The organism is Brevibacterium aurantiacum, assembly GCF_900169065.1.
Lineage (GTDB): Bacteria > Actinomycetota > Actinomycetes > Actinomycetales > Brevibacteriaceae > Brevibacterium > Brevibacterium aurantiacum.
This window is the reverse complement of sequence record NZ_FXZB01000019.1, coordinates 41,088-59,934: the sequence shown is the minus strand read 5'-3', so window position 1 is coordinate 59,934 and position 18,847 is coordinate 41,088. Positions and strand designations below refer to the sequence as shown.

General features: G+C 63.9%; 17 protein-coding genes and 1 pseudogene. 11 read left to right on the top strand and 7 right to left on the bottom strand.

All coding sequences use genetic code 11. From position 1 onward, the window contains the following. Positions 1-95 precede the first annotated feature (95 nt). Positions 96-863: a GntR family transcriptional regulator gene (locus tag BAUR9175_RS13755; RefSeq protein ID WP_069599245.1), complete on the bottom strand. Its 768-nt coding sequence runs from the start codon at positions 861-863 to the stop codon at positions 96-98. Between the two features lie 253 nt (positions 864-1,116). Here BAUR9175_RS13755 and BAUR9175_RS13750 point away from each other — a divergent pair, with 253 nt between their 5' ends. The 6 genes from BAUR9175_RS13750 to BAUR9175_RS13725 all read left to right on the top strand — a co-directional run bounded on the left by BAUR9175_RS13750 (position 1,117) and on the right by BAUR9175_RS13725 (position 7,850). Further along, the gene (locus BAUR9175_RS13750; RefSeq protein WP_096145748.1) at positions 1,117-2,250 is read left to right on the top strand and encodes a TIGR03364 family FAD-dependent oxidoreductase; all 1,134 of its coding nucleotides are present in this window, start codon (positions 1,117-1,119) and stop codon (positions 2,248-2,250) included. A 154-nt stretch (positions 2,251-2,404) separates the two neighbouring features. Then, on the top strand, positions 2,405-3,346 hold the full coding sequence (locus tag BAUR9175_RS13745; RefSeq protein ID WP_009882144.1) for a phosphate/phosphite/phosphonate ABC transporter substrate-binding protein: 942 nt from the start codon (positions 2,405-2,407) through the stop codon (positions 3,344-3,346). Positions 3,347-3,357: 11 nt separating this feature from the next. After that, the gene (gene phnC / locus BAUR9175_RS13740) at positions 3,358-4,239 is read left to right on the top strand and encodes a phosphonate ABC transporter ATP-binding protein (protein WP_009882142.1); all 882 of its coding nucleotides are present in this window, start codon (positions 3,358-3,360) and stop codon (positions 4,237-4,239) included. Then, positions 4,239-5,918: a phosphonate ABC transporter, permease protein PhnE gene (gene phnE / locus BAUR9175_RS13735; RefSeq protein WP_101584060.1), complete on the top strand. Its 1,680-nt coding sequence runs from the start codon at positions 4,239-4,241 to the stop codon at positions 5,916-5,918. The genes phnC and phnE overlap by 1 nt, the downstream gene beginning before the upstream one ends. Before the next feature lie 109 nt (positions 5,919-6,027). Next, complete coding sequence (locus tag BAUR9175_RS13730) at positions 6,028-6,735, top strand: phosphonatase-like hydrolase (protein ID WP_069599241.1); 708 nt, start codon at positions 6,028-6,030, stop codon at positions 6,733-6,735. A 74-nt stretch (positions 6,736-6,809) separates the two neighbouring features. Further along, positions 6,810-7,850 (top strand): alcohol dehydrogenase catalytic domain-containing protein, encoded by a 1,041-nt coding sequence (locus tag BAUR9175_RS13725; RefSeq protein ID WP_069599240.1) that lies wholly within the window; start codon positions 6,810-6,812, stop codon positions 7,848-7,850. Here BAUR9175_RS13725 and BAUR9175_RS13720 read toward each other — a convergent pair whose 3' ends face one another. From BAUR9175_RS13720 to BAUR9175_RS13705, 4 genes and pseudogenes are all read right to left on the bottom strand, one after another. Next, positions 7,851-8,609, bottom strand: a complete 759-nt coding sequence (locus tag BAUR9175_RS13720) for an HpcH/HpaI aldolase family protein (RefSeq protein ID WP_069599239.1) — start codon at positions 8,607-8,609, stop codon at positions 7,851-7,853. A gap of 76 nt (positions 8,610-8,685) precedes the next feature. Further along, a complete protein-coding gene (locus BAUR9175_RS13715; RefSeq protein WP_101584058.1) occupies positions 8,686-11,556 on the bottom strand; it encodes an FAD-binding and (Fe-S)-binding domain-containing protein in 2,871 nt (956 codons plus the stop codon). Positions 11,557-11,567: 11 nt separating this feature from the next. Then, positions 11,568-13,169, bottom strand: a pseudogene (locus BAUR9175_RS13710) (GMC family oxidoreductase). Further along, positions 13,169-13,744: a hypothetical protein gene (locus BAUR9175_RS13705; protein ID WP_069599237.1), complete on the bottom strand. Its 576-nt coding sequence runs from the start codon at positions 13,742-13,744 to the stop codon at positions 13,169-13,171. Before BAUR9175_RS13705 ends, BAUR9175_RS13710 begins: the two are co-directional and overlap by 1 nt. Before the next feature lie 136 nt (positions 13,745-13,880). Between BAUR9175_RS13705 and BAUR9175_RS13700 the strand changes: the two genes are divergently transcribed. Together BAUR9175_RS13700 and BAUR9175_RS13695 are read left to right on the top strand one after the other, a co-directional pair. Continuing rightward, complete coding sequence (locus BAUR9175_RS13700; protein WP_162619300.1) at positions 13,881-14,639, top strand: IclR family transcriptional regulator; 759 nt, start codon at positions 13,881-13,883, stop codon at positions 14,637-14,639. A gap of 81 nt (positions 14,640-14,720) precedes the next feature. Beyond that, positions 14,721-15,551 carry an SDR family oxidoreductase gene (locus tag BAUR9175_RS13695; protein ID WP_205677650.1) on the top strand — a complete coding sequence of 277 codons (831 nt, stop codon included), beginning with the start codon at positions 14,721-14,723 and terminating at the stop codon, positions 15,549-15,551. 80 nt (positions 15,552-15,631) lie between these two features. On the opposite strand, the gene BAUR9175_RS13690 is transcribed toward BAUR9175_RS13695, so the two are convergent. Next, complete coding sequence (locus tag BAUR9175_RS13690) at positions 15,632-16,192, bottom strand: TetR/AcrR family transcriptional regulator (RefSeq protein ID WP_069599234.1); 561 nt, start codon at positions 16,190-16,192, stop codon at positions 15,632-15,634. Positions 16,193-16,280: 88 nt separating this feature from the next. Between BAUR9175_RS13690 and BAUR9175_RS13685 the strand changes: the two genes are divergently transcribed. The 3 genes from BAUR9175_RS13685 to BAUR9175_RS13675 all read left to right on the top strand — a co-directional run bounded on the left by BAUR9175_RS13685 (position 16,281) and on the right by BAUR9175_RS13675 (position 18,188). Continuing rightward, a complete protein-coding gene (locus BAUR9175_RS13685; RefSeq protein WP_069599233.1) occupies positions 16,281-16,742 on the top strand; it encodes a nuclear transport factor 2 family protein in 462 nt (153 codons plus the stop codon). Between the two features lie 84 nt (positions 16,743-16,826). Then, positions 16,827-17,828: an IS481 family transposase gene (locus tag BAUR9175_RS13680; protein WP_096145750.1), complete on the top strand. Its 1,002-nt coding sequence runs from the start codon at positions 16,827-16,829 to the stop codon at positions 17,826-17,828. Between the two features lie 30 nt (positions 17,829-17,858). After that, a complete protein-coding gene (locus BAUR9175_RS13675; protein ID WP_096145751.1) occupies positions 17,859-18,188 on the top strand; it encodes a putative quinol monooxygenase in 330 nt (109 codons plus the stop codon). Positions 18,189-18,289: 101 nt separating this feature from the next. On the opposite strand, the gene BAUR9175_RS13670 is transcribed toward BAUR9175_RS13675, so the two are convergent. Continuing rightward, entirely contained in the window at positions 18,290-18,841 is a 552-nt protein-coding gene (locus BAUR9175_RS13670) for a dihydrofolate reductase family protein (protein ID WP_069599230.1), read from the bottom strand. Between the last annotated feature and the right edge of the window lie 6 nt (positions 18,842-18,847).

The following is an 18,847-nucleotide window of genomic DNA, read 5'->3' as shown; positions in this document are numbered from 1 at the left end:
GCGTTGGTTGACGATGCGTTGGTTGTGAGCCTACCAGCAGACGATGCGTTGGTTGACGATGCGTTGGTTGTGAGCCTACTCCGGAGCGGTGAACCTCAGATGTCGCCGAGGTTGGTCGACGTCAATGCCATCGAGCTGGGGTTTCCCCGGGTGGAGTTCATCGTAAAGCTGGCCTTCCACGGAAGGTAGCGGTCGTCAGAGGACTCGATCAGCGCGCCCGCGCCGGTGAATGCGCGGCGTCGGACTCGCAGCAGGGGTGTGCCGACGGGAACTTCGAGCAGTGTGGCGTCGTCCTCGTTGGCACCGATCGCATCGATGGTTCGCGAGGTTCGGCTGATGTCGACGCCCTGGTCGATGAGTTCCTGGTAGATCGACCCGGAGTCGGTGTCGAAGGCGAGAACGTGGCGCCCGAACTCCAGGGGGTAGTTCAGGCGCTCGACCATGGTGGGCACATCGTCCATGAGGCGGAGCCGGAAGACGGAGACGACCGGGTCACCGTCTGGGATCCGCAGACTTGCGGCCAGCGACTTCTCGGCGGGCCTGCGGGTCACCCATTGGGTGCGCTGGCCTGGGACGATGTCGGCATTGTGGCACCACTGGGAGAAGGAGATGATGTCGTCGAAGGACTGTGTGGGCACATTGTCCAATACGACCGTCCGGCGCCCGCGTCCCGAAGAGATCAGGCCCTCGGTCCGCAGTGTCGACATCGCCTGTCGAACCGGGCCGCGGGAGCTGGTGAACTTCCGGGTCAGTTCCGCTTCCGAGGGCAGTTCGTCGCCAGGCTGGAAATACCCCTCGCGAATCGCTGTTCGCAGATAGTGGGCAATCTCGTCGTACTGCTGTCGCGTGCGCTGCTGAGTCATGTGTGCTGGCCTCGTCGGGGTCGGGGATGGGGACACGTGCTTCCAACTGTGCTGCCGTGGTGCTGTGCTTGCCGTGCTGCCGCGCTGCTCGAGGTCGTCGTGTTCTCCGATCGGCGGCGTCTCTTCCTTCCTATTCGGGGCGAATGAACCGGGAGTGTCGACCGAGAAGCGCAACGTCACGTTCAGGTGAACAATCGCCAAACTTGTACATACATGTGTTCATCGTACGACAACAAGCGACCAAGATGGGGGAATGTCGAAAACTGATCTCATCATCGTAGGTTCCGGAATTCTGGGCCTGGCCACCGCATTCCGCGCACACCGTCAGGGCCGCAGCGTCCGTGTCATCGACCGCTCCGCCCGCCCTGTGGGCTCATCGATCCAGAACTACGGGCACGCCTGCTTCACTGGGCAGGCCGATGACACTCAGGATCTGGCGACGGCATCTCGAGCCGGCTGGCTGGAGGCCGCGGCAGCCACCGGGATCTGGGCGGCAGAGACCGGGTCCTTCATCCCTGCCATGACCGAACCGGAACTGCGCGTCCTCCAGGAGTTCGCCGATCACCGGGGTCCGGATCAAGCAACGATACTCAGCGCCGAGGAGGTGGCGGCGGCCATCGGGAACCCGAGCCTGGGCGCCATCGGCGGAGCTCACCTGCCCCTGGATATGCGCGTCGACCCACGCGAGGCCGCCCCAGCCCTCGCTGAGTGGCTGGCTGGAGAGGGTGTCGAATTCACGTGGAACACTACCGTCACCGAGGTGGGCGACGGCACCGTGTCCACCAACCGCGGCGATGTCCACGGTGAGCAGGTCGTCGTCTGCCCCGGCTACCAGCTCACCTCCCTGTTCCCGGAGATCGCCGAGGCGCACGGGGTGCGAATCTGCACCCTGGCAATGTCCCTAATCGAGCGACCGCAACGGATCCCGAGCGGGTTCGCCATGCTCACGGGCACCTCGCTGGCCCGCTACGACGGGTTCGCCGCCATGCCGGGAGCATCGGCACTGCGTGAGGATCTGACGGAGCGGGAGCCGGAGCTCGTCGACGTCATCGCCAACCTCATGGTCACCGATATCCCCGGCGGACTGCTTATCGGCGACTCTCACGCCTATGACCTCAGCCCCGAACCATTCATCGACGCACGCGTCGGGGATCTGCTGCTTAATCGCGCGACCAGCATTCTCGGCATCGATGAACCCGTGGTTCGCCAACGGTGGCTGGGCCAGTATGCCGACAGCACCGAGACGAACCTGATCCTCGAGCGCCCTGACGCGCGAACGACGGTCGCCGTGGTCACCTCGGGGATCGGGATGACTCTGTCGTTTGGGATCGCGGACCGCATCCTCGGCGGCTCCCCGACTGAGACCGACGCACGACTCTCCGCCTGAGACGGGCACCACACCCGCAGCCACTCGCCCCAACCGCCGATGAAGTTGTCATGTCCGATCAGTGAACAGGATCGAATTGTATAGACATGTTGTTTCGAGATGTCGAAGAATGAAACCAAGCGATCACCCCGACCACTCGAAAGGCAGGCCGCCCATGGCCCTGTTCCCACGCTTCCGCTCCCGCACCGTCCGCTCACTCACGGCCGCAGCGCTCGCACTCCCGCTGCTCGCCGCTTGCGGTTCCTCCGGCGACGACGGCGACACCATCACCTTTGCCGCAGTCCCCGCCGAGTCATCGTCCACGTTGGAATCGACCTTCGAAAACGTCACCGCACTGCTCGAGGAGGAGACCGGCAAGACGGTCGAGTTCCAGAATGCCTCCGATTATGCAGCGGTGATCGAAGGAATGCGGGCCGGCCAGATCGATGCCGCCTCGTTCGGTCCGTTCGCCTATGTCATCGCCAAGGACTCCGGCATCGACATGGAGCCCGCGGCTGCTCCGACGAGCGATCCGAAGAAGGATCCGGCCTACACCTCGCTTGCCTACGTCAAGAAGGGCTCGGACATCAAGGGCCTGAGCGATCTCAAGGGCAAGAAGGTCTGCTTCGTCGACAAGGCCTCCACCTCGGGCTACCTCGTGCCGATGAAGGGGATCATGGATGAAGGTCTCGACATGGAGAAGGACATGGAACAGGTCCTGACCGGCGGTCATGACGCCTCGCTGCTGTCCCTGGACTCCGGCGAATGCGATGCGGCCTTCGCCCACGACACCATGCTCAAGACGCTCGAGGAATCCGACCAGGTCAAGCCCGGCAGCCTGGAGCCCGCGTGGGAGTCCGAGCCCATCACCGAGGACCCGATCGCTGTCAACAACGAGTCTATGGACCCTGAGCTGGCCAAGCAGATCACGACCATCCTGCGTGAGAAGGCCAACGTTCCGGCCATGGTCGACGCCGGCATCTGCTCCTCCGAGGACGACTGCGTCCTACCTGAGGAGATCGAATACGGCTACAAGCCCGTCGAGGACTCAGACTTCGATTCCATCCGCGACATCTGCGATGCCACCCAGGCAGATGCCTGCAAGAACGTCGGCTAGGAGACGCACTCATGACCACTGAACTCCAGCGAGAGATCGACGATATCTACTCAGTCCAACTCGACCATGTGACAAAGGACTTCGGCGGCGGAGTCCTCGGACTCGACGACGTCAACGTCGGCTTCCGCACCGGCCGGGTCACCGTTCTGCTCGGCCTGTCCGGATCGGGCAAGTCGACGCTGCTGCGCCACATCAACGGCCTGCACTCCCCCACCTCGGGCACGGTCCGCGTGCTGGGCCAGGACGTGAACTCGGTGGGGAAACGAGGGCTGCGGGAGCTGCGCCGGAACATCGGCGTGATCTTCCAGTCCTTCAACCTCGTCGGCCCCATGTCTGTGTTGGAGAATGTCTGCGCCGGGCAGCTCGGTTCACTCAAGGGACCGCGCATCTCGCTGATGATGTACCCGAAGTCGGTGCGCCGCGAAGCCATCGAGAAGCTCGACCGGGTCGGCTTGGCCGATCGTGCTTATCAGCGTGCGGATACACTCTCCGGCGGTCAGCAGCAGCGCGTGGCCATCGCCCGGGCGCTCATGCAGCACCCGACGGTTTTGCTGGCCGATGAACCGGTGGCCTCGCTCGATCCCGTCTCCGCGCTCGACGTGATCAACCTGCTGCGCCAGATCGCCGAGGAGGACGACCTCACCGTCATCGCCTCGCTCCACCAGGTTCAGCTCGCCATCGAGTTCGCCGATCGGATCATCGGCCTGCGCAACGGCCAGGCGGTCCTCGACCGCACCACGCAGGGCCTCAGTGCTGAAGAGGCTTCGACGATCTATTCGAGTGTCTCCGGCATGGACATCTCCGACGCCGAGGCTGGGGCAGGTTCCGCATCCACGTCCACTTCCGATTCCGATTCCGTCCGCACCCCGATGTCGAGCGGTGTCACCCGCTGATGTCCATGCTCGCCGAGGCCCCACCTGACGTTCGCGAGGTCCCAGTACGTCCGCGTCCGGCCGGGTCCAGCCTCGCCGCCGCGCTCGTCATGATCGCCTTGGTCGTCGGGGGCGTGTGGTCCGTCGGTGCGCTTGGCATCGATATTGCGACGATCGTCGATTCCTTCGACAATGCGGTGAACTTCTTCGCCCGCATGTTCCCCCTCGACTTCCCACCTGTGGCAGAGACCCTCTCCCTGGTGTTCGAGACCTTGGCCATCGTCTTCCTTGCCACGCTCCTCTCGGTCGCACTCTCCGTTCCCGTGGCTCTGGCTGCGGCCAGACCGACTCGGTGGGGTGTCACCTCGCAGTGGGTTGCTCGCGCACTGACGGTGCTGGCTCGGGCAGTCCCCGATTTGGTGCTCGCGATCATCTTCCTGCGCATGTTCGGGCTCGGAGCCACGGCCGGCATCATCGCCATGGGCATCCATTCGGTCGGCATGATCGCCAAACTCTACGCCGACGCGATCGAAGAACTCGACGACGGCCCACGCGAGTCCGTGGAGTCCCTCGGCGGCAGTCGCGCACAGCAGATCATGGCGGCCATCCCCCAGACCCTGATGCCCCAGCTCATCGCAACGGCGCTGCACAGGTTCGACATCAATCTGCGCACCTCGGTGCTGTTGGGTTATGTCGGCGTGGGCGGCATCGGATTGGCGATCGCCGATTCTCTGCGGACGCTGGACTATCAGCGGGGCATGGCTCTGGCGGTGCTCGTCCTGCTGCTGTGCATCGGCCTCGAGCTCGTCTCCGGCGCTATTCGCGCTGCGCTGATGAGATCGGCCGGGCAGAGGATCACCGGCGGCACCTGGGTCGATCGTCTGCTCAACCACGGCCGCGAGTCCGGTGTCAACGATCTCCACCTGACACCACCGTGGAGTTCGGCCCGGATCAGACGCTTCCTCTCAATCGCACTGATCGTGGTCTTCACTGTCGCTGCCCTGTGGCGCGTGGATGTGTCCTGGTCGGCACTCGCGCAGGGGATCCTCGACCTGCCGCAGACCCTGGCACTGTTCTTCCCGCCGTCGGCCGGCGGGTCCATGTCCAACCTCTTCGAACAGCTGCTGGTGACGATCCAGATCTCGCTCGCGGCCACGCTCATCGGTGCTGTCCTCGCGATACCGATCGGCATCCTCGCCGCTCGAAACGCCGTGGCGAATGCCTATGTGCACCAGACGTTCAGGGTGATCATCGTGATCGTGCGCGGCATTCCCGAGCTCATTCTCGCGATCATCTTCGTCGTCATCTCCGGTCTGGGCGAGGTCGCCGGCACGCTGGCTCTGTCCATCGGGGCGATCGGCCTGCTCTCGAAGCTCATCGCCGATTCGCTGGAGGAGACGGACACTCAGGTGCAGGAGGCGATGCGGGCGACCGGTGCCAGCGAAGCACAGGTGTTCTTCTCAGCCACACTGCGCCAGGCGGCACCGGCCTTCGTCGCCCACACGATGTACCTGCTCGACAACAACATCCGCTCGGCCACACTCCTCGGAGTCGTCGGCGCCGGCGGCATCGGATTCCTGCTGCTCAACGCCTCACGGGTCAACCAGTTCGATGTGGTCACCATGGTCCTCATCCTCATGGCCGCCGTCGTCCTCGCCGTCGAAGCGCTGTCGATGTGGCTGCGCAAAGCCGTGCGCTGACGCCGAGCCATTCGCTGGAGCCCAGCCATTCGCTCGAGCTGCTGCGTTTCACACACCCCGCTTCACATACCCGACCCCACACTCAGTCCCAGCTAAAAGGAGAAACACCATGATTGAACTCGCCATCTTCGACATGGCCGGCACCACCATCGACGACCGTGACGAGGTCTACCGCGTTCTGCGGGAGGCCACGGAACGCGAAGGTGCGAACTACTCTGACGAGGTGTTCCAGAAGTGGATGGGCACGGAGAAGAAGTGGGCGATCGAAAATCTGCTCCACCTCGGCGGTGTCGAAGTCGATGACGAACTCCATGAGAAGACCTGGGAATGGTTCCGGCAGGAACTGCGCCGCACCTACACCGACAATCCGCCGAAGCCGCTGCCCGGGATCGAGGAGGCGTTGGCGACTCTGCGCGAGCAGGGCATCAAGGTCGCTCTGACGACCGGATTCGCTCGCGAGATCGCCGATCTCATCGTCTCCTCCATGGGATGGAAGCAGGGTGAGACCTTCGACGCCTCTTCCTGCGGCGACGAGGTCGAGGCCGGTCGGCCGGCACCCGACATGATCGAGACGGTCATGAAGGAACTCGGTGTCGAGGACTCGGCCGCGGTCGTCAGCGTCGGCGACACCTCGGCGGATGTGCAGTCGGCCCTGCGTGCCGGAGTCACCTCGGTGGGTGTGCTCACCGGTCACCTGAGCCGGAAGGACTTCGCGGCCGAGGGCGCCCACCTTGTGCTCGATTCCGTTGCGGGACTTCCCGATGCTCTGGCCGACCTGCCAGCGTCGGCCGCAACCTCGGCCCCGGTGAACCAGTGAGGGCGGAGGTCCAAACGCAGGCTCAAACTCAGTCACCGGTTCAGGCTTCCCCGGCCGATACCTCGGCGGATGCGGTGGCCTCGTTTGATGCTGAGGTCTTCGCGGCCACGGTCGAAGCCGTCGTCTGGCTCGGCGGGGATCAGTTCGAGACCCAGTCCTTCGACCGCCCTGAACTGGCCGAGGGCGAGAGCCTCATTCGCCTGACCACCGCCACCGTCTGCGGCTCGGATCGGCACACCGTGCGCGGGCGTCGCCCCGGAGCATGCCCCTCCGTGCTCGGGCACGAGGGCGTCGGCGTGGTCGAGGATTCGCGGGCTGGGCTCCCACTCGGCCATCGCGTGGTCTTCTCGGTCACCTCGGTGTGCGGGAACTGCGAGAACTGCCGACGCGGACTCAGCGCAAAATGTCAGTCGGTGGCCAAGGTCGGGCACGAATCCACCGACAGCGGGTGGGCGCTGTCGGGCACCTACGCCTCCCACATCCACCTGCCGGCCGGCGTGGCAGTCATCCCGGTGCCGGATTCGGTGCCAGACGCCGTGGCCGCCACGGCAGGGTGCGCCGTCGCCACCGTCATGGCGATGCTCGAGGCCGCCGGTGACCTGCGGGGCCGTCGTGTCTTCGTCAACGGACTCGGAATGCTGGGGCTCACCGCGGTGGCCGCCGCGCAGTCCCGCGGTGCCGCCGAGGTGCTCGCCTTCGATCCGACGCCGCAGCGCCAGGACCTAGCCCTGTTCGCCGGGGCGAGCACGATCCTGGAAGAGGAGGTGCCGACAGACGTCGATGTCGCACTCGAACTCTCCGGCACCACCGCGGGTGTGGAGACCTGCGTGGCCAGCCTGGGAATCGGCGGCACCGCAGTTCTCGCGGGAAGCGTGAGTCCTGGACCGAACATCGAGATCAATCCCGAACAGCTCGTGCGAGGGTGGCGCACCATCACCGGTGTGCACAATTTCGAACCACACCACCTGCAGGAAGCCGTGGACTTCCTGGCCGCAGACGGCAAGAACATGCCGTGGGACCGCATCCTCGGCGGCCCGATCGGACTGTCAGACCTGGCGCAGGAATTCGCCGACCCCAGCAAGGGACTGCGGACGGTGGTCGATATCGAGGGGTGACTAGCCTCGCGCCGTCGCCAGATCCTCCCGGAACGCGCGGCCGGCAGCACCGATATCCCCCGCCGAGGTGATGAAGCGGAATCCCTGTTCCTTCCGAACCTTGGCTTCCGTACCGTCACCGCAGTGAATGCCTGGGACGATGCCGGCTTTGTCGGCTGCTGTGCGTATCCGCACGAGCGCCTCGGCGTGGGCGTCATTGGGCTGACCGGGCAGTGCGTCGACGGCGAAGGCGAGGTCGGCGGGACCGACGTACACGCCGTCGATGCCTGGGACTTCGCAGATCTTCTCGACATTGGCCAGACCCTCCTTGTTCTCGATCATCACGAACAAGAGCGGACGCTCGTCTCGGGTGTCCTGGACCGCCTTGTGCATGAGTTCGGCGGTCGGACCCCAGGAGCGGTCACCGCCGCGGCTCGGGTAGTCGAGCGCGGAAACGGCAGCTTCGGCCTCGGCGACGTTGGACACGAGCGGAACGATGACGGCTTCGACGCCAGCGTCGGCGAGCATGCCGATCTCGGTGAAGCGGTTCGCCGAGACCCTTGCCGTGACCAGGGCGGATCCACTGGCCCGGATGGCATCGGTCAGACGCAGAACGTCGGTCGGGCGCGTGAAACCGTGCTGCATGTCGAGGCACACATAGTCATAGCCTGCGGCCGATCCGACCTTCGCCAGCTCCTGGCTCGTCGACATCATCCACAGCCCGTTGTAGATCTCTCCGGCGGCGAGGCGAGCGCGATGCGATTCCAATGCTTGAGTCATATGTGCATCGAATCACACGCGGCTCACCGACGCCAGGGATGCCCGGCATCCGGATGAACCCCGGGCTGCATCAGATTCAGGCTCGGCCCACGAGCTCGTCGAGAGCTTCGAGGATGTGGCGATAGGGCTTCCCCGTCGCCCGGGTCATCCCGATCTCACACGTCCTGTTCGTCGACGCGTGAATGTCCGCGCCGATCGACTCAACCTCGGCGGCTTCGTCCTTCGTCGCCGAAGCGGTGAGCTCGGGATGGAGCATGCCCCGGTCCCCTGCGAAGGCACAGCAGCCCCAGGAATCGGGCACGCTGACCTCCTCCGCGATGGACCCGGCGAGCGCGCTCAGGTCCTCGTTGATTCCCAGCTGGGTCGACGAGCATGTCGGATGGAGGGTGATCGAGAGCAGACGGTGTTCGGTCGAGAGTGCTCCGCGATCTTGCAGCGCAGGGAGCAGAGTCTGCGTGGCGAAGGCCACGGCGTCGATGATCTCGAAATCCTCCGCTGCGTCCTTGTCGGTCGACTCGGTCGCGTCGCCGAGGAGCACACGCAGTCCCTCTGTACAGGAGGACGCATCGCAGACGACGGGGATCCGTCCGCCATCGGTGGCCGCCCACAGCTCTCTGCGCACATACTTGCGCATCGTGGCATATCCCTCGGCCATCCCCTTCGACTTCCACGGGGTGCCGCAGCACAGAGAGGGAATGCCCCGCGGCGTACGCAGCGAGATCCCTGCTCTTTCGCACAGGCGGCGGAAGGCACCGGCAACTCCATCTCCGCTTCCACCGTCTTCTGGTCCGAACATCGTGTTCGTGCAGCTGGAGAACCACACGACGTCCGGATTCGACGCCGAGACAGCCACACGTTTGGAACCCCCGGCCGGCAGATCAGCGGAGTAGCTGGGCACGGTGTCATCGCCCAAGATCTTGCGACCGACACCCGTGGCCGCTGCGGGCAGCTGCGTGGGCATCGCCTTCGCGGAGCTCAATGCCACTCCCCCGACCGAGCTGACCAGACCCCACGCCTTGGCAGCAGTGTTCCAGCCGGCTTCTTCGATCGTGTTCGTGTTCTCCTGGCGCAGCCTGCGCACGAGGTCTCCGGTGTTGATGAAGACCGGGCACGCCGTCTGGCACATGCCATCGACGGCGCAAGTGTCGATCCCGTCGTAGTCGTACTCGCTGCGCAGGGTCCGGGTCAGCTCCTCGTCCCCTGCCGCCTCGGCGCGGGCGATCTCGCGTCGCAGAACGATGCGTTCACGCGGAGTCAGGGTGAGGTCGCGGCTGGGGCACACGGGTTCGCAGTACCCGCATTCGACGCACCGGTCGACCTCCTCCTCGGTGGTCGGTGTGGTCTTGAGATCACGCAGATGCGCCTTCGGATCATCACTGAGCAGGACACCCGGGTTGAGCAGGGACTGCGGATCGGTGAGTTCCTTGACCCGTTTCATCACCGCGTAGAGATCGTCACCGACCTGACGCCTGACGAATGGGGCCATGATCCGGCCCGTACCGTGCTCGGCCTTGAGCGTTCCCCCACGGGAGAGGACGAGGTCGACCATCTTCTCGGTGAATGCTTCGTACCGGTCGAGGTCGAAGTTCTCGCCGTCGGTTCCACTCCCGAATTCCTCGGTGATCATGAAGTGGATGTTGCCGTCCTTCGCATGCCCGAAGATCACGGCATCGGAGTAGTCGTATTGGTTGAACAGCTCGCTCAGAGCAGTGCAGGTCTCGCCGAGGCGGTCGACCGGGACAGCGATGTCCTCGAGCAGTGCGGCGGTCCCCGAGGGACGGTTACCGGCGACCGCAGTGAACAGCCCCTTGCGGGTGTGCCACAGCGCAGATCGCCGTCGCGGATCGGTTGTCAGCTCTGCTGGTCGGCTCAATGAGAATGCTTCGAGGACCGGCAGCGCCTCGGACACGACCTGGTCGAGGCCTTCTTCCGTCTCCTCTTGAAATTCGACGAGCAGAGCGCAGTGGGCGTCCACGTCGAGATCCCGGATCTCCTCCGGGCACTTCTCATCACGTTGGGCGACCCGCAGACTCGTGGCATCGAGGAGTTCGACCGTGGCGGCACCCGTAGCGATGATCTCCGGGAGCACCGAGGTGGCCGTGGGCAGATCGTCGAAGACGAGCAGACCTGTCGAGGCGTGGGCCATCAGCGGTACGGTGCGGAAGGTCGCCTCGGCGACGAAGGCGAGTGTCCCCTCGCTGCCGATGACCAGATGTTCGAGGATGCGCACCGGGTCATCGTGGTCGAGGAACGAGTTGAGGCCGTAGCCCATGGTGTTCTTGATGGAGTGGAGCTGCGTGATCCGCGCGACCGCCTCGGCGTCGGCCCGGATCCGATCTCGGAGTTCGGCCAGACCCGCGTGGATAGCTGGTTCCCGTCTCCGCAGCAGCTCATCAGCGTCTGCCGCCGAGGTGTCGAGAACGGTTCCGCTGGGAAGGACGAGCACGGCCGAGTCAAGCGTCTGATAGGTGTTCGCTTCGATCCCGCAGGCCATGCCGGAGGAGTTGTTGGCGACGACTCCGCCGATGGTGCAAGCGATCTCGCTGGCCGGGTCCGGCCCCAGTTTGCGCCCATGCCGCAGCAGCCGCGCGTTCACAGCCCTGACCACGGCCCCGGGCCCGCAGCGGACCCGGGCACCGTCGTCGAGGACGTCGATGTCCCTGAAATGCCTTCTCGTGTCGACGAGCACCCCGTCCGAGACGGACTGCCCGGACAGGCTGGTCCCACCGGAACGAAAGGTCATCGGCACCCCACTTCGCCGTGAGGCCGAGAAGAGTGCCGCCACCTCCTCGCGGTTGCGCGGCTTCACCACGGCCTGCGGTGTCAGCAGGTAGTGGGAAGCATCATGTGCGGCAGCCAGACGATCGCTGGCACGAGCGCCGACCTCATCGACTGCGGACCGCAGCTGGTCGATGAGTCCGGTGTCGACAGGAGAAAGCAGGGACATGTGGTTCCTTCCTAAAGCTGCTGAGTCCGCAGCTGCTCGGCGATGTATTCCGCCTGCCGAATCGCCAAAGCAACGATGGTCAGAGTCGGATTGGCCGCCGCACTTGAGGTGAAGACCGAACCGTCGGAGATGAAGAGGTTCTTCACATCATGGGAGCGACCCCATTTGTCGACCACACCGTCCTCCGGTCGTTCACTCATTCTCGCAGTGCCCAGATTGTGCGTCGACGGATACGGCGGTGTCCGATGCGAGGTCTGCGCCCCGACCGCCCTGTAGACGCTCTCACCTGCAGCGTATCCGTGTTCACGCATTGCCAGGTCGTTGACGTGATCGTCGTAGTGGACGTTCGGGACGGGCAGACCATGCTGATCCTTGACCGTGGTGTTCAGTGTGATCCGGTTGGACTCCTGCGGCAGGTCCTCACCGACGATCCACATGCCGGCCGTGTTGAGGTAGCGATCCATGAGCGCGGCGAAGTCCGGACCCCAGGCTCCGGGATCGACGAACGCCGACATGAAGGCAGGACCCAAGGAGATCGTCTCCATGTAGTAGCCGCCGGCGAATCCGCGATCGGGATCATGGATCGACTCATCGGCGATGACGCCAGCCATGGTCTCGCCCCGGTACATGCGCACGGGCTTGTCGAAGTGACCCCACACTGTCCCGGTGAGGTGGCGCATGTAGTTTCGCCCCACCTGCCCCGAGGAGTTCGCGAGCCCGTCGGGGAAGCTCGGTGTGCCCGAGAGGAGCAGCAGCCGCGGCGTTTCAATCGAGTTGCCGGCCACGCACACCAGCTTGGCGGCCTGACGCTGCAGATTTCCTTCCCCGTCGAGGTAGAGGACCGCGTCGGCGTTCCCTTCTGAATCATGGGTGATCTGGACAGCCTGCGAATCGGGACGGAGATCGAGCAGTCCCGTCTCCGCTGCTCACGGGATCTCCCTGACCAAGGTCGACCATTTCGACTTGTTCTTGTCTCCCTGAAAGTTGAAGCCATCCTGGATCGAAGCGGGACGCCCATCGTATTCCTCGGCATTGGTGGCATAGGGGCCAGTCGCGTAGTAGCGGTACCCGACCTCTTTCGCACCGTTGGCGAAGACCTTGTAGTTGTTGTTCGCCGGCAGGGGCGGACGTCCGTGGACGTGAGTCGAACCCATCGACTTCTCTGCCCGGTCGTAGTACGGAGCCAGCTCTTCGAGCGTGATCGGCCAGTCGAGGAGATTGGCTCCCTCGATGCGTCCATAGGCGCTGCGGGCACGGAACTCATGATTCTTGAAACGCGGAGTGGCGCCGGACCAGTGGGTCGTCGTGCCTCCGACGGCCTTGACGATCCATGCCGGCAGGTTGGGGAAGTCCTGCGCGATTCGCCATGATCCTGTCGTCGTCCGCGGATCCAGCCAGGCCATCTGGTTGAACGCTTCCCATTCGTTGTTGACGTAATCGTCATGTCCCAGATGGGGACCTGCTTCGAGGACGACGACGGGAATTCCCTTGGCCGTCAGCTCATACGCGAGGGTGCCACCTCCGGCGCCTGACCCGATGATGACGACCGCTTCTTCAGTCTGGTCAATGCTGTAGCCGGTGACACTGCCACCGGACGCTGGTTTCGCTGCCATCATCTCTTCACCTCGCCCATTTCTGCCTGCTCAGCGCTCGGCTGATTCGTCGATTCGTCTGCCACGTTGACCGTCTGCGGTCCCAGGTGCGCACCCGGGCCGAGTTCCGGCAGGTCCTCGCCTTCCGGATAGAGGATGCGCGGTTCGGGCAGCCAGTCCAGATCGTTGAATCCTCGATTGACATAGCCGCCGAGGTCGAACGACGGTCCTTGGTAGCCCAGGATCTCCCACACCTCTTCATCGTCGTAGAGGCTCAGCGCTGCGGTGCGTCGGACGAATCCGAAGAACTCCGTGCCTTCGACGCGGCGCAGCACCCGCAGGGCTTCGTCGTCATTGAGTGAGCAGAAGCTCTTGTCCGAGAGCTGATCAAGTGACTGCAGACCCTGGATCAGTGCCACCCGGAACCAGGTCTCGGCGTCGGCTTCGACGAGGATCTTGTCGGCAGTGCGTTCATAAGGGCTATCGGGAAAATTCTCGTGTGGGAATGCCACGCGCAGCACTCTGACAAGAGTCTGTCGGGCCTCATCGGTCATCTCCATCGCGTTCAGCGACGGAAATTTGGCGGGGAATGCCATGTGGGTGCTCCTTTGCTCCTCTGCTGGTGCCCGGGGGTTCCGGGCACCATTGCCGAACCGGTCATAAGCAACCTATGTGATCTGGACCACCGGGCACTATCCTTATTCTCACGAGACGATAAACATGGGAGAGCGAATGTCGAACAGCACCGTCATCAACAGGGTCTTCTCCGTACTCGAGGCGGTGTCCTCCTCGGGAAGTGTCTCCGCGAAGGCCGTGGCCGACCGTCTCGAGATCCCCCTCCCCACTGTTTATCGCCTGCTCCACGAGCTCGAGGACAGCAGCTACCTCGTCTATCTCAAGGACGAAAAGAGCTTCGAACTCGGACCGAAGTGCTTTGAGCTCGGCCTCTCATTCCAACAGCGCCTCATCGCTCCGCAGCCCATCCGTCAGATCACTGATGAACTGCATCGCAGCCTGGGCACGGCCGCCTATTTTGCGATCTACCGAGGGTCGGACATTCTGCTCACCTACTCCTCCGACTGCGAGAAGCACCCCCGTCTCCGCCCGCTTCGGTTCGGCTTCAACGAGGCCGCACATGCCACCGCCTTCGGCAAGATCCTGCTCTCAGCCATGCCGGAGACGCAGCGCACCGAGTATCTCGACGCCCGCGGAATGCCCGTGCTCACCCCGCACACGATCGTGCGCCGAGACCTGCTCGACACCCACCTCGACGGGGTGGCCACACGCGGCATCGCCTGGGAACACGACGAGTTCCTGCCGCGTCAGACCTGCGCGGCGGTGCCCGTCCACAACGGCACAGGCATGCAGGTCGGAGCCATCGCGATCAGCACCCCTTCGACCAAGGCGACGGGACGAGCGAAGGCATTCGATACCGCGCTGCGTGAGCACGCGGGGCTGTGCTCGCGGTACCTGCGCGGCGGCTCCCGCTGAGAAGCCAAGCCCCACCTCGGCGACTTCAGTTTCTCGCCACATGAGAAGGACCGTATTTTCCTGCCGTCAATCGCGCACAGAATGAGCGTACTCACTCAACGACGAGATATGAAGGAGTACAACCATGAGCACGACCACCAGCGTCGCTGTCGTCACGGGGGATCAGCACGAGGAATCGGACAGGGCATCGCACAGCGCCTCGGCGCCGACGGCCACCACGTCATCGTGGCAGACCTGCCCACAATGCAGGAGGGAGTCCAGGAGACCGTATCGACCATCGAAGCCGCCGGCGGCAAGGCCACCGGAGCCGAAGTCGACGTCACCGATCAGGCCTCGGTTGAGGCACTCGTGGCCACCGCCGTCGAGGTGGGCGGGAAGCTCGACATCTTCGTGGCCAATGCCGGCATCGCTCAGATCGAACCCCTGATCGACTACTCGAAAGAGGACTTCGAGAAGATCCTCAACGTCAACATCACCGGCGTGTTCCTGTCCTACCAGGCCGCTGCCAAGCAGATGATCGCACAGGGCAACGGCGGAAAGATCATCGGAGCCGCTTCGATCGTCGCCTTCCGTCCGTTCGCTCTGCTCTCACCCTATTCGGCCACGAAATGGGCAGTGCGCGGACTGTCTCAGGGCGCGGCCATGGAGTGGGCCAAACACGGGATCACCGTCAACGCCTACGGACCAGGCATCGTGGGAACCTCGATGTGGGACCTCATCGATGAGAAACTCGGAGAACAGGAGGGACTGGCCAAGGGGGAAGCGATCAAGAAGTACGCAGGAGACATTCTCCTCGGACGGGTGTCCGTTCCCGAAGACGTCGCGAACCTCGTGTCGTTCCTGTCCAGCGAGGATTCGGACTACATCACCGGCCAGACCATGCTCGTCGACGGCGGCATGCAGTTCTCCTGAGCAGCGTCCCAATCAGCACCAATGCTGGTGAAGACTCCGCCGACCGAACTAGCTGTTGCGGGACGAAAGGTTGTTGACGCTCAGTTGATGAGGGCTTTGGCGGCGGCCTGAGCGGGGCGGGCGGCCCTCGTGTCTCCGGTGAACGCGGCGGTGACGATCGCGCCTTCAGCCAGGAGGCTCACAGGTTCTGCTGGCACGTTCGCGGCAGCCTCGACCCACGTAGCGATCTGTTCGTGGAAGGCCTGCTTGTGTGCACGGACCTCGACGAGGATCGCAGGTGAGGTGGAGCCCAGTTCGCCGTAGGCGTTGATCCAGGCGCAGCCGCGAAAGTCGGGCTCGGCGAACCATCGCTCAAGCCAGTCGAAGATTGACAACACCCGTTCGCGGGGATCCTCGTGCTGCTCCACGTATTCGGTCAGGCTGGCTCGCCAGCGGCGATCTCGTCGCTGCAGAACCGCAACGACCAGGTCTTCCTTCGTTGAGAACATCCCGTAGATCCGCTTCAAGGGCATCCCTGCGGCGGTGCGGATGGCATCCATGCCGACCGCCTGGATGCCGCGTTCATAGAAGAGCGCTTCGGCGGCGTCCAGGAGTGCGGCGCGGCTGCGGGTCTTCTGTTCTTCGCTGATCGGCGCTGGCATGGGGAGTCCTCCTTGACGTTGAGAACGGGCGTTCCCTACGATAGCTGAACACACGTTGAGAACGTCCGTTCTCAACGAGGAAGGAATCATGAACGAATCACGCCCACCGTTCCCTCCGTTCACAGAGCAAACGGCACTGCAGAAGGTGCAGGCAGCCGAAGACGCCTGGAACACGCGCGACCCGCAGCGGGTCGCCATGGCCTACACGCCCGACTCAGCGTGGCGTAACCGCGACGTGTTCGTCACCGGTCGCGAGGAGATCATCCAGTTCTTGACCAGCAAGTGGGAGCGCGAGTTCGACTACGCCCTGCGCAAGAGCCTGTGGGGATTCCGCGAGAATCGCATCGCCGTCCGTTTCCAGTACGAGTGGCACGACGCGACGGGACAGTCGTGGCGCAGCTACGGCAACGAACTGTGGCAGTTCAGCACCGAAGGCCTGATGGAGCGACGCGAGGCCAGCATCAACGACGCGCGGATCAATGAGGCAGACCGGCGAATCTTCGGCCCACGGCCAGAGAGCGAGCGTGGCGTCGAAATTCCCCTCCAGTAGCCAGTCCACCAGCCTTGCCCCTTGAGGAGGCGAGCCTGGTCGTACGCGGCCGGGCCCCCTCCTCGTTTTACAGAAAGCACGTTATTGCCACACTCCAATTCGCCGCTATCCATCGAGGGGCGTCGACGTCTCGTCGAGCGCTGTCGGAGCCGTCCAATCGCCCACGTCGCCGCCGAGATGGGCATCTCCCGGGCTTGTGCCAGCAAGTGGGTCAACCGATATCGCCGCTACGGCGAGCTCGGGCTGTGCGACCGCCCTTCCACGCCCAGGCGTCAGCCCCACGCCACACCAGGCAACGTGGTGGTGCGGATCGAGCAGATGCGACGCGACCACAAGTGGTCGGCCGGCCGGATCACGTTTGAACTCCACGTAGAGGGTGTACCGATCTGCCGCAGAACAGTGAGCCGCCACCTCGCAGCGCTCGGACTCAACCGTCGGCGGTTCATTGACCCTAGCGGGGACCTGAACCGCGAGCCTCGCAAGATCAATGCTCGATGGCCGGGACACATGGTCCACGTCGATGTGAAGAAGGTCGGCCGGATCCCCGACGGCGGCGGCTGGCGCATCCACGGCCGCGGTACCACCCAGGCCAAGAAAGCCGAGCAGGCAAAGAGGAAGACCAAACGCGGCGGCTACGTATACCTCCACTCAGCAGTCGACGGATACAGCCGCCTGGCGTACACCGAGGCGTTGTCCGACGAGAAAGCTGTCACCGCCATCGCGTTCCTTCACAGGGCCAGGGCGTGGTTTGCAGCCCATGGCATTACCCGCATCAACCGCGTCGTCACCGACAACGGTGCGTGCTACCGCGCCGACGCCTTCGCGAGGGCAATGCTCGGCTCACGACACCAGCGGATCACTCCGTACACGCCCAGGCACAACGGGAAAGTGGAGCGCTACAACCGGATCCTGGCTGAGGAGTTCCTCTACGCCCGCGAGTGGACCTCAGAAGACGAGCGTGCGGCAGCGCTCAACGTGTGGAACATCCACTACAACTACCACCGACCCCACGGCGCATCGCACGGAAGGCCGCCTGCATCACGGCTGCCGGTCGGTGTCACCAACGTGGTGGCCTCATACAACTAGCTAGCGTCACACAGAGAAGAGAGGATCCACATGATTTTCATCGTCGTCAAGTTCCAGGTCAAGCCCGAGAAGGCCGAAGAATGGCCGCAGATCACCAAGGAATTCACCGAGGCGACCCGAGCAGAACCGGGAAACAAATGGTTCGACTGGTCACGCAGTCTCGATGACCCCAATGAGTACGTCCTCGTCGAAGCCTTCGATGACGACGCCGCCGAAGCACACGTGAAGTCCGATCATTTCCAGAAGGCGACGGCAGACGGCGGTCCGATGAACAGCGCCCTCGCATCAACGCCGAGGATCATCTCTCGGCAGATCGACGGAGACGGCTGGGACGAAATGGGAGAGCTGCAGGTCGGCTGACCACCGGTCTCTGCTGTGCACTCGACTGAGAAGCGGATCTCTCGAACATAGGGAGGTCCGCTTCTCAGTCTCGAATATCGCTGACTACGCGGAATAGTCCCCTATTGGTCCTCGGCCAGTGCATCGACCACCTTGTGCCGAGAGACCACAAAAGGTCCTTTCCAATCCACGTCGAGGAGCTCAAGATCGAGTCGGCGCGGAAGCAGTGGGCGCCCTGACCCCAAAGTCACCGGCGCCGTCCAGGTGATGATCTCGTCAAGGAGACCCTCATCGACGAACTGACCGGCCACGCCACCACCGCCCATGATCCACAGGTCGTGGTCTCCCGTGGCCATGCACATCTCCACGTAGTAGTCGGCGACCGATCCTTTGGCGAAACGGATGTCCGGATCCTCAGACACCTCGTCCTTCGACGGCTTCGGCAGATCCCGATGGGTCATCACCCACGTCGGTATGGAATACGGCCACGCACCGTCGTGATTGCGCAGCAGCCATTCATAGGTCGTCGCACCCATCACCGTCGCCCCGATGCCGGCGAAGAAGTTGTCATCCGACTCATCGTTGGGCTGCCTCAGCAGCCACTCGAGGGAATCACTCGGGTCCGCAATGTAGCCGTCAAGGGTGGTTGCGGTGTAGTAGACGGTGCGTGGCAAGGTGGG

Excerpts from the sequence above, each read along its gene's own strand:
- BAUR9175_RS13755 (WP_069599245.1), bottom strand. The coding sequence starts at position 863 with ATGACTCAGCAGCGCACGCGACAGCAGTACGACGAGATTGCCCACTAT.
- BAUR9175_RS13750 (WP_096145748.1), top strand. The coding sequence starts at position 1,117 with ATGTCGAAAACTGATCTCATCATCGTAGGTTCCGGAATTCTGGGCCTG.
- BAUR9175_RS13745 (WP_009882144.1), top strand. The coding sequence starts at position 2,405 with ATGGCCCTGTTCCCACGCTTCCGCTCCCGCACCGTCCGCTCACTCACG.
- phnC (WP_009882142.1), top strand. The coding sequence starts at position 3,358 with ATGACCACTGAACTCCAGCGAGAGATCGACGATATCTACTCAGTCCAA.
- phnE (WP_101584060.1), top strand. The coding sequence starts at position 4,239 with ATGTCCATGCTCGCCGAGGCCCCACCTGACGTTCGCGAGGTCCCAGTA.
- BAUR9175_RS13730 (WP_069599241.1), top strand. The coding sequence starts at position 6,028 with ATGATTGAACTCGCCATCTTCGACATGGCCGGCACCACCATCGACGAC.
- BAUR9175_RS13720 (WP_069599239.1), bottom strand. The coding sequence starts at position 8,609 with ATGACTCAAGCATTGGAATCGCATCGCGCTCGCCTCGCCGCCGGAGAG.
- BAUR9175_RS13715 (WP_101584058.1), bottom strand. The coding sequence starts at position 11,556 with ATGTCCCTGCTTTCTCCTGTCGACACCGGACTCATCGACCAGCTGCGG.
- BAUR9175_RS13705 (WP_069599237.1), bottom strand. The coding sequence starts at position 13,744 with ATGGCATTCCCCGCCAAATTTCCGTCGCTGAACGCGATGGAGATGACC.
- BAUR9175_RS13700 (WP_162619300.1), top strand. The coding sequence starts at position 13,881 with ATGTCGAACAGCACCGTCATCAACAGGGTCTTCTCCGTACTCGAGGCG.
- BAUR9175_RS13695 (WP_205677650.1), top strand. The coding sequence starts at position 14,721 with ATGAGCGTACTCACTCAACGACGAGATATGAAGGAGTACAACCATGAG.
- BAUR9175_RS13690 (WP_069599234.1), bottom strand. The coding sequence starts at position 16,192 with ATGCCAGCGCCGATCAGCGAAGAACAGAAGACCCGCAGCCGCGCCGCA.
- BAUR9175_RS13685 (WP_069599233.1), top strand. The coding sequence starts at position 16,281 with ATGAACGAATCACGCCCACCGTTCCCTCCGTTCACAGAGCAAACGGCA.
- BAUR9175_RS13675 (WP_096145751.1), top strand. The coding sequence starts at position 17,859 with ATGATTTTCATCGTCGTCAAGTTCCAGGTCAAGCCCGAGAAGGCCGAA.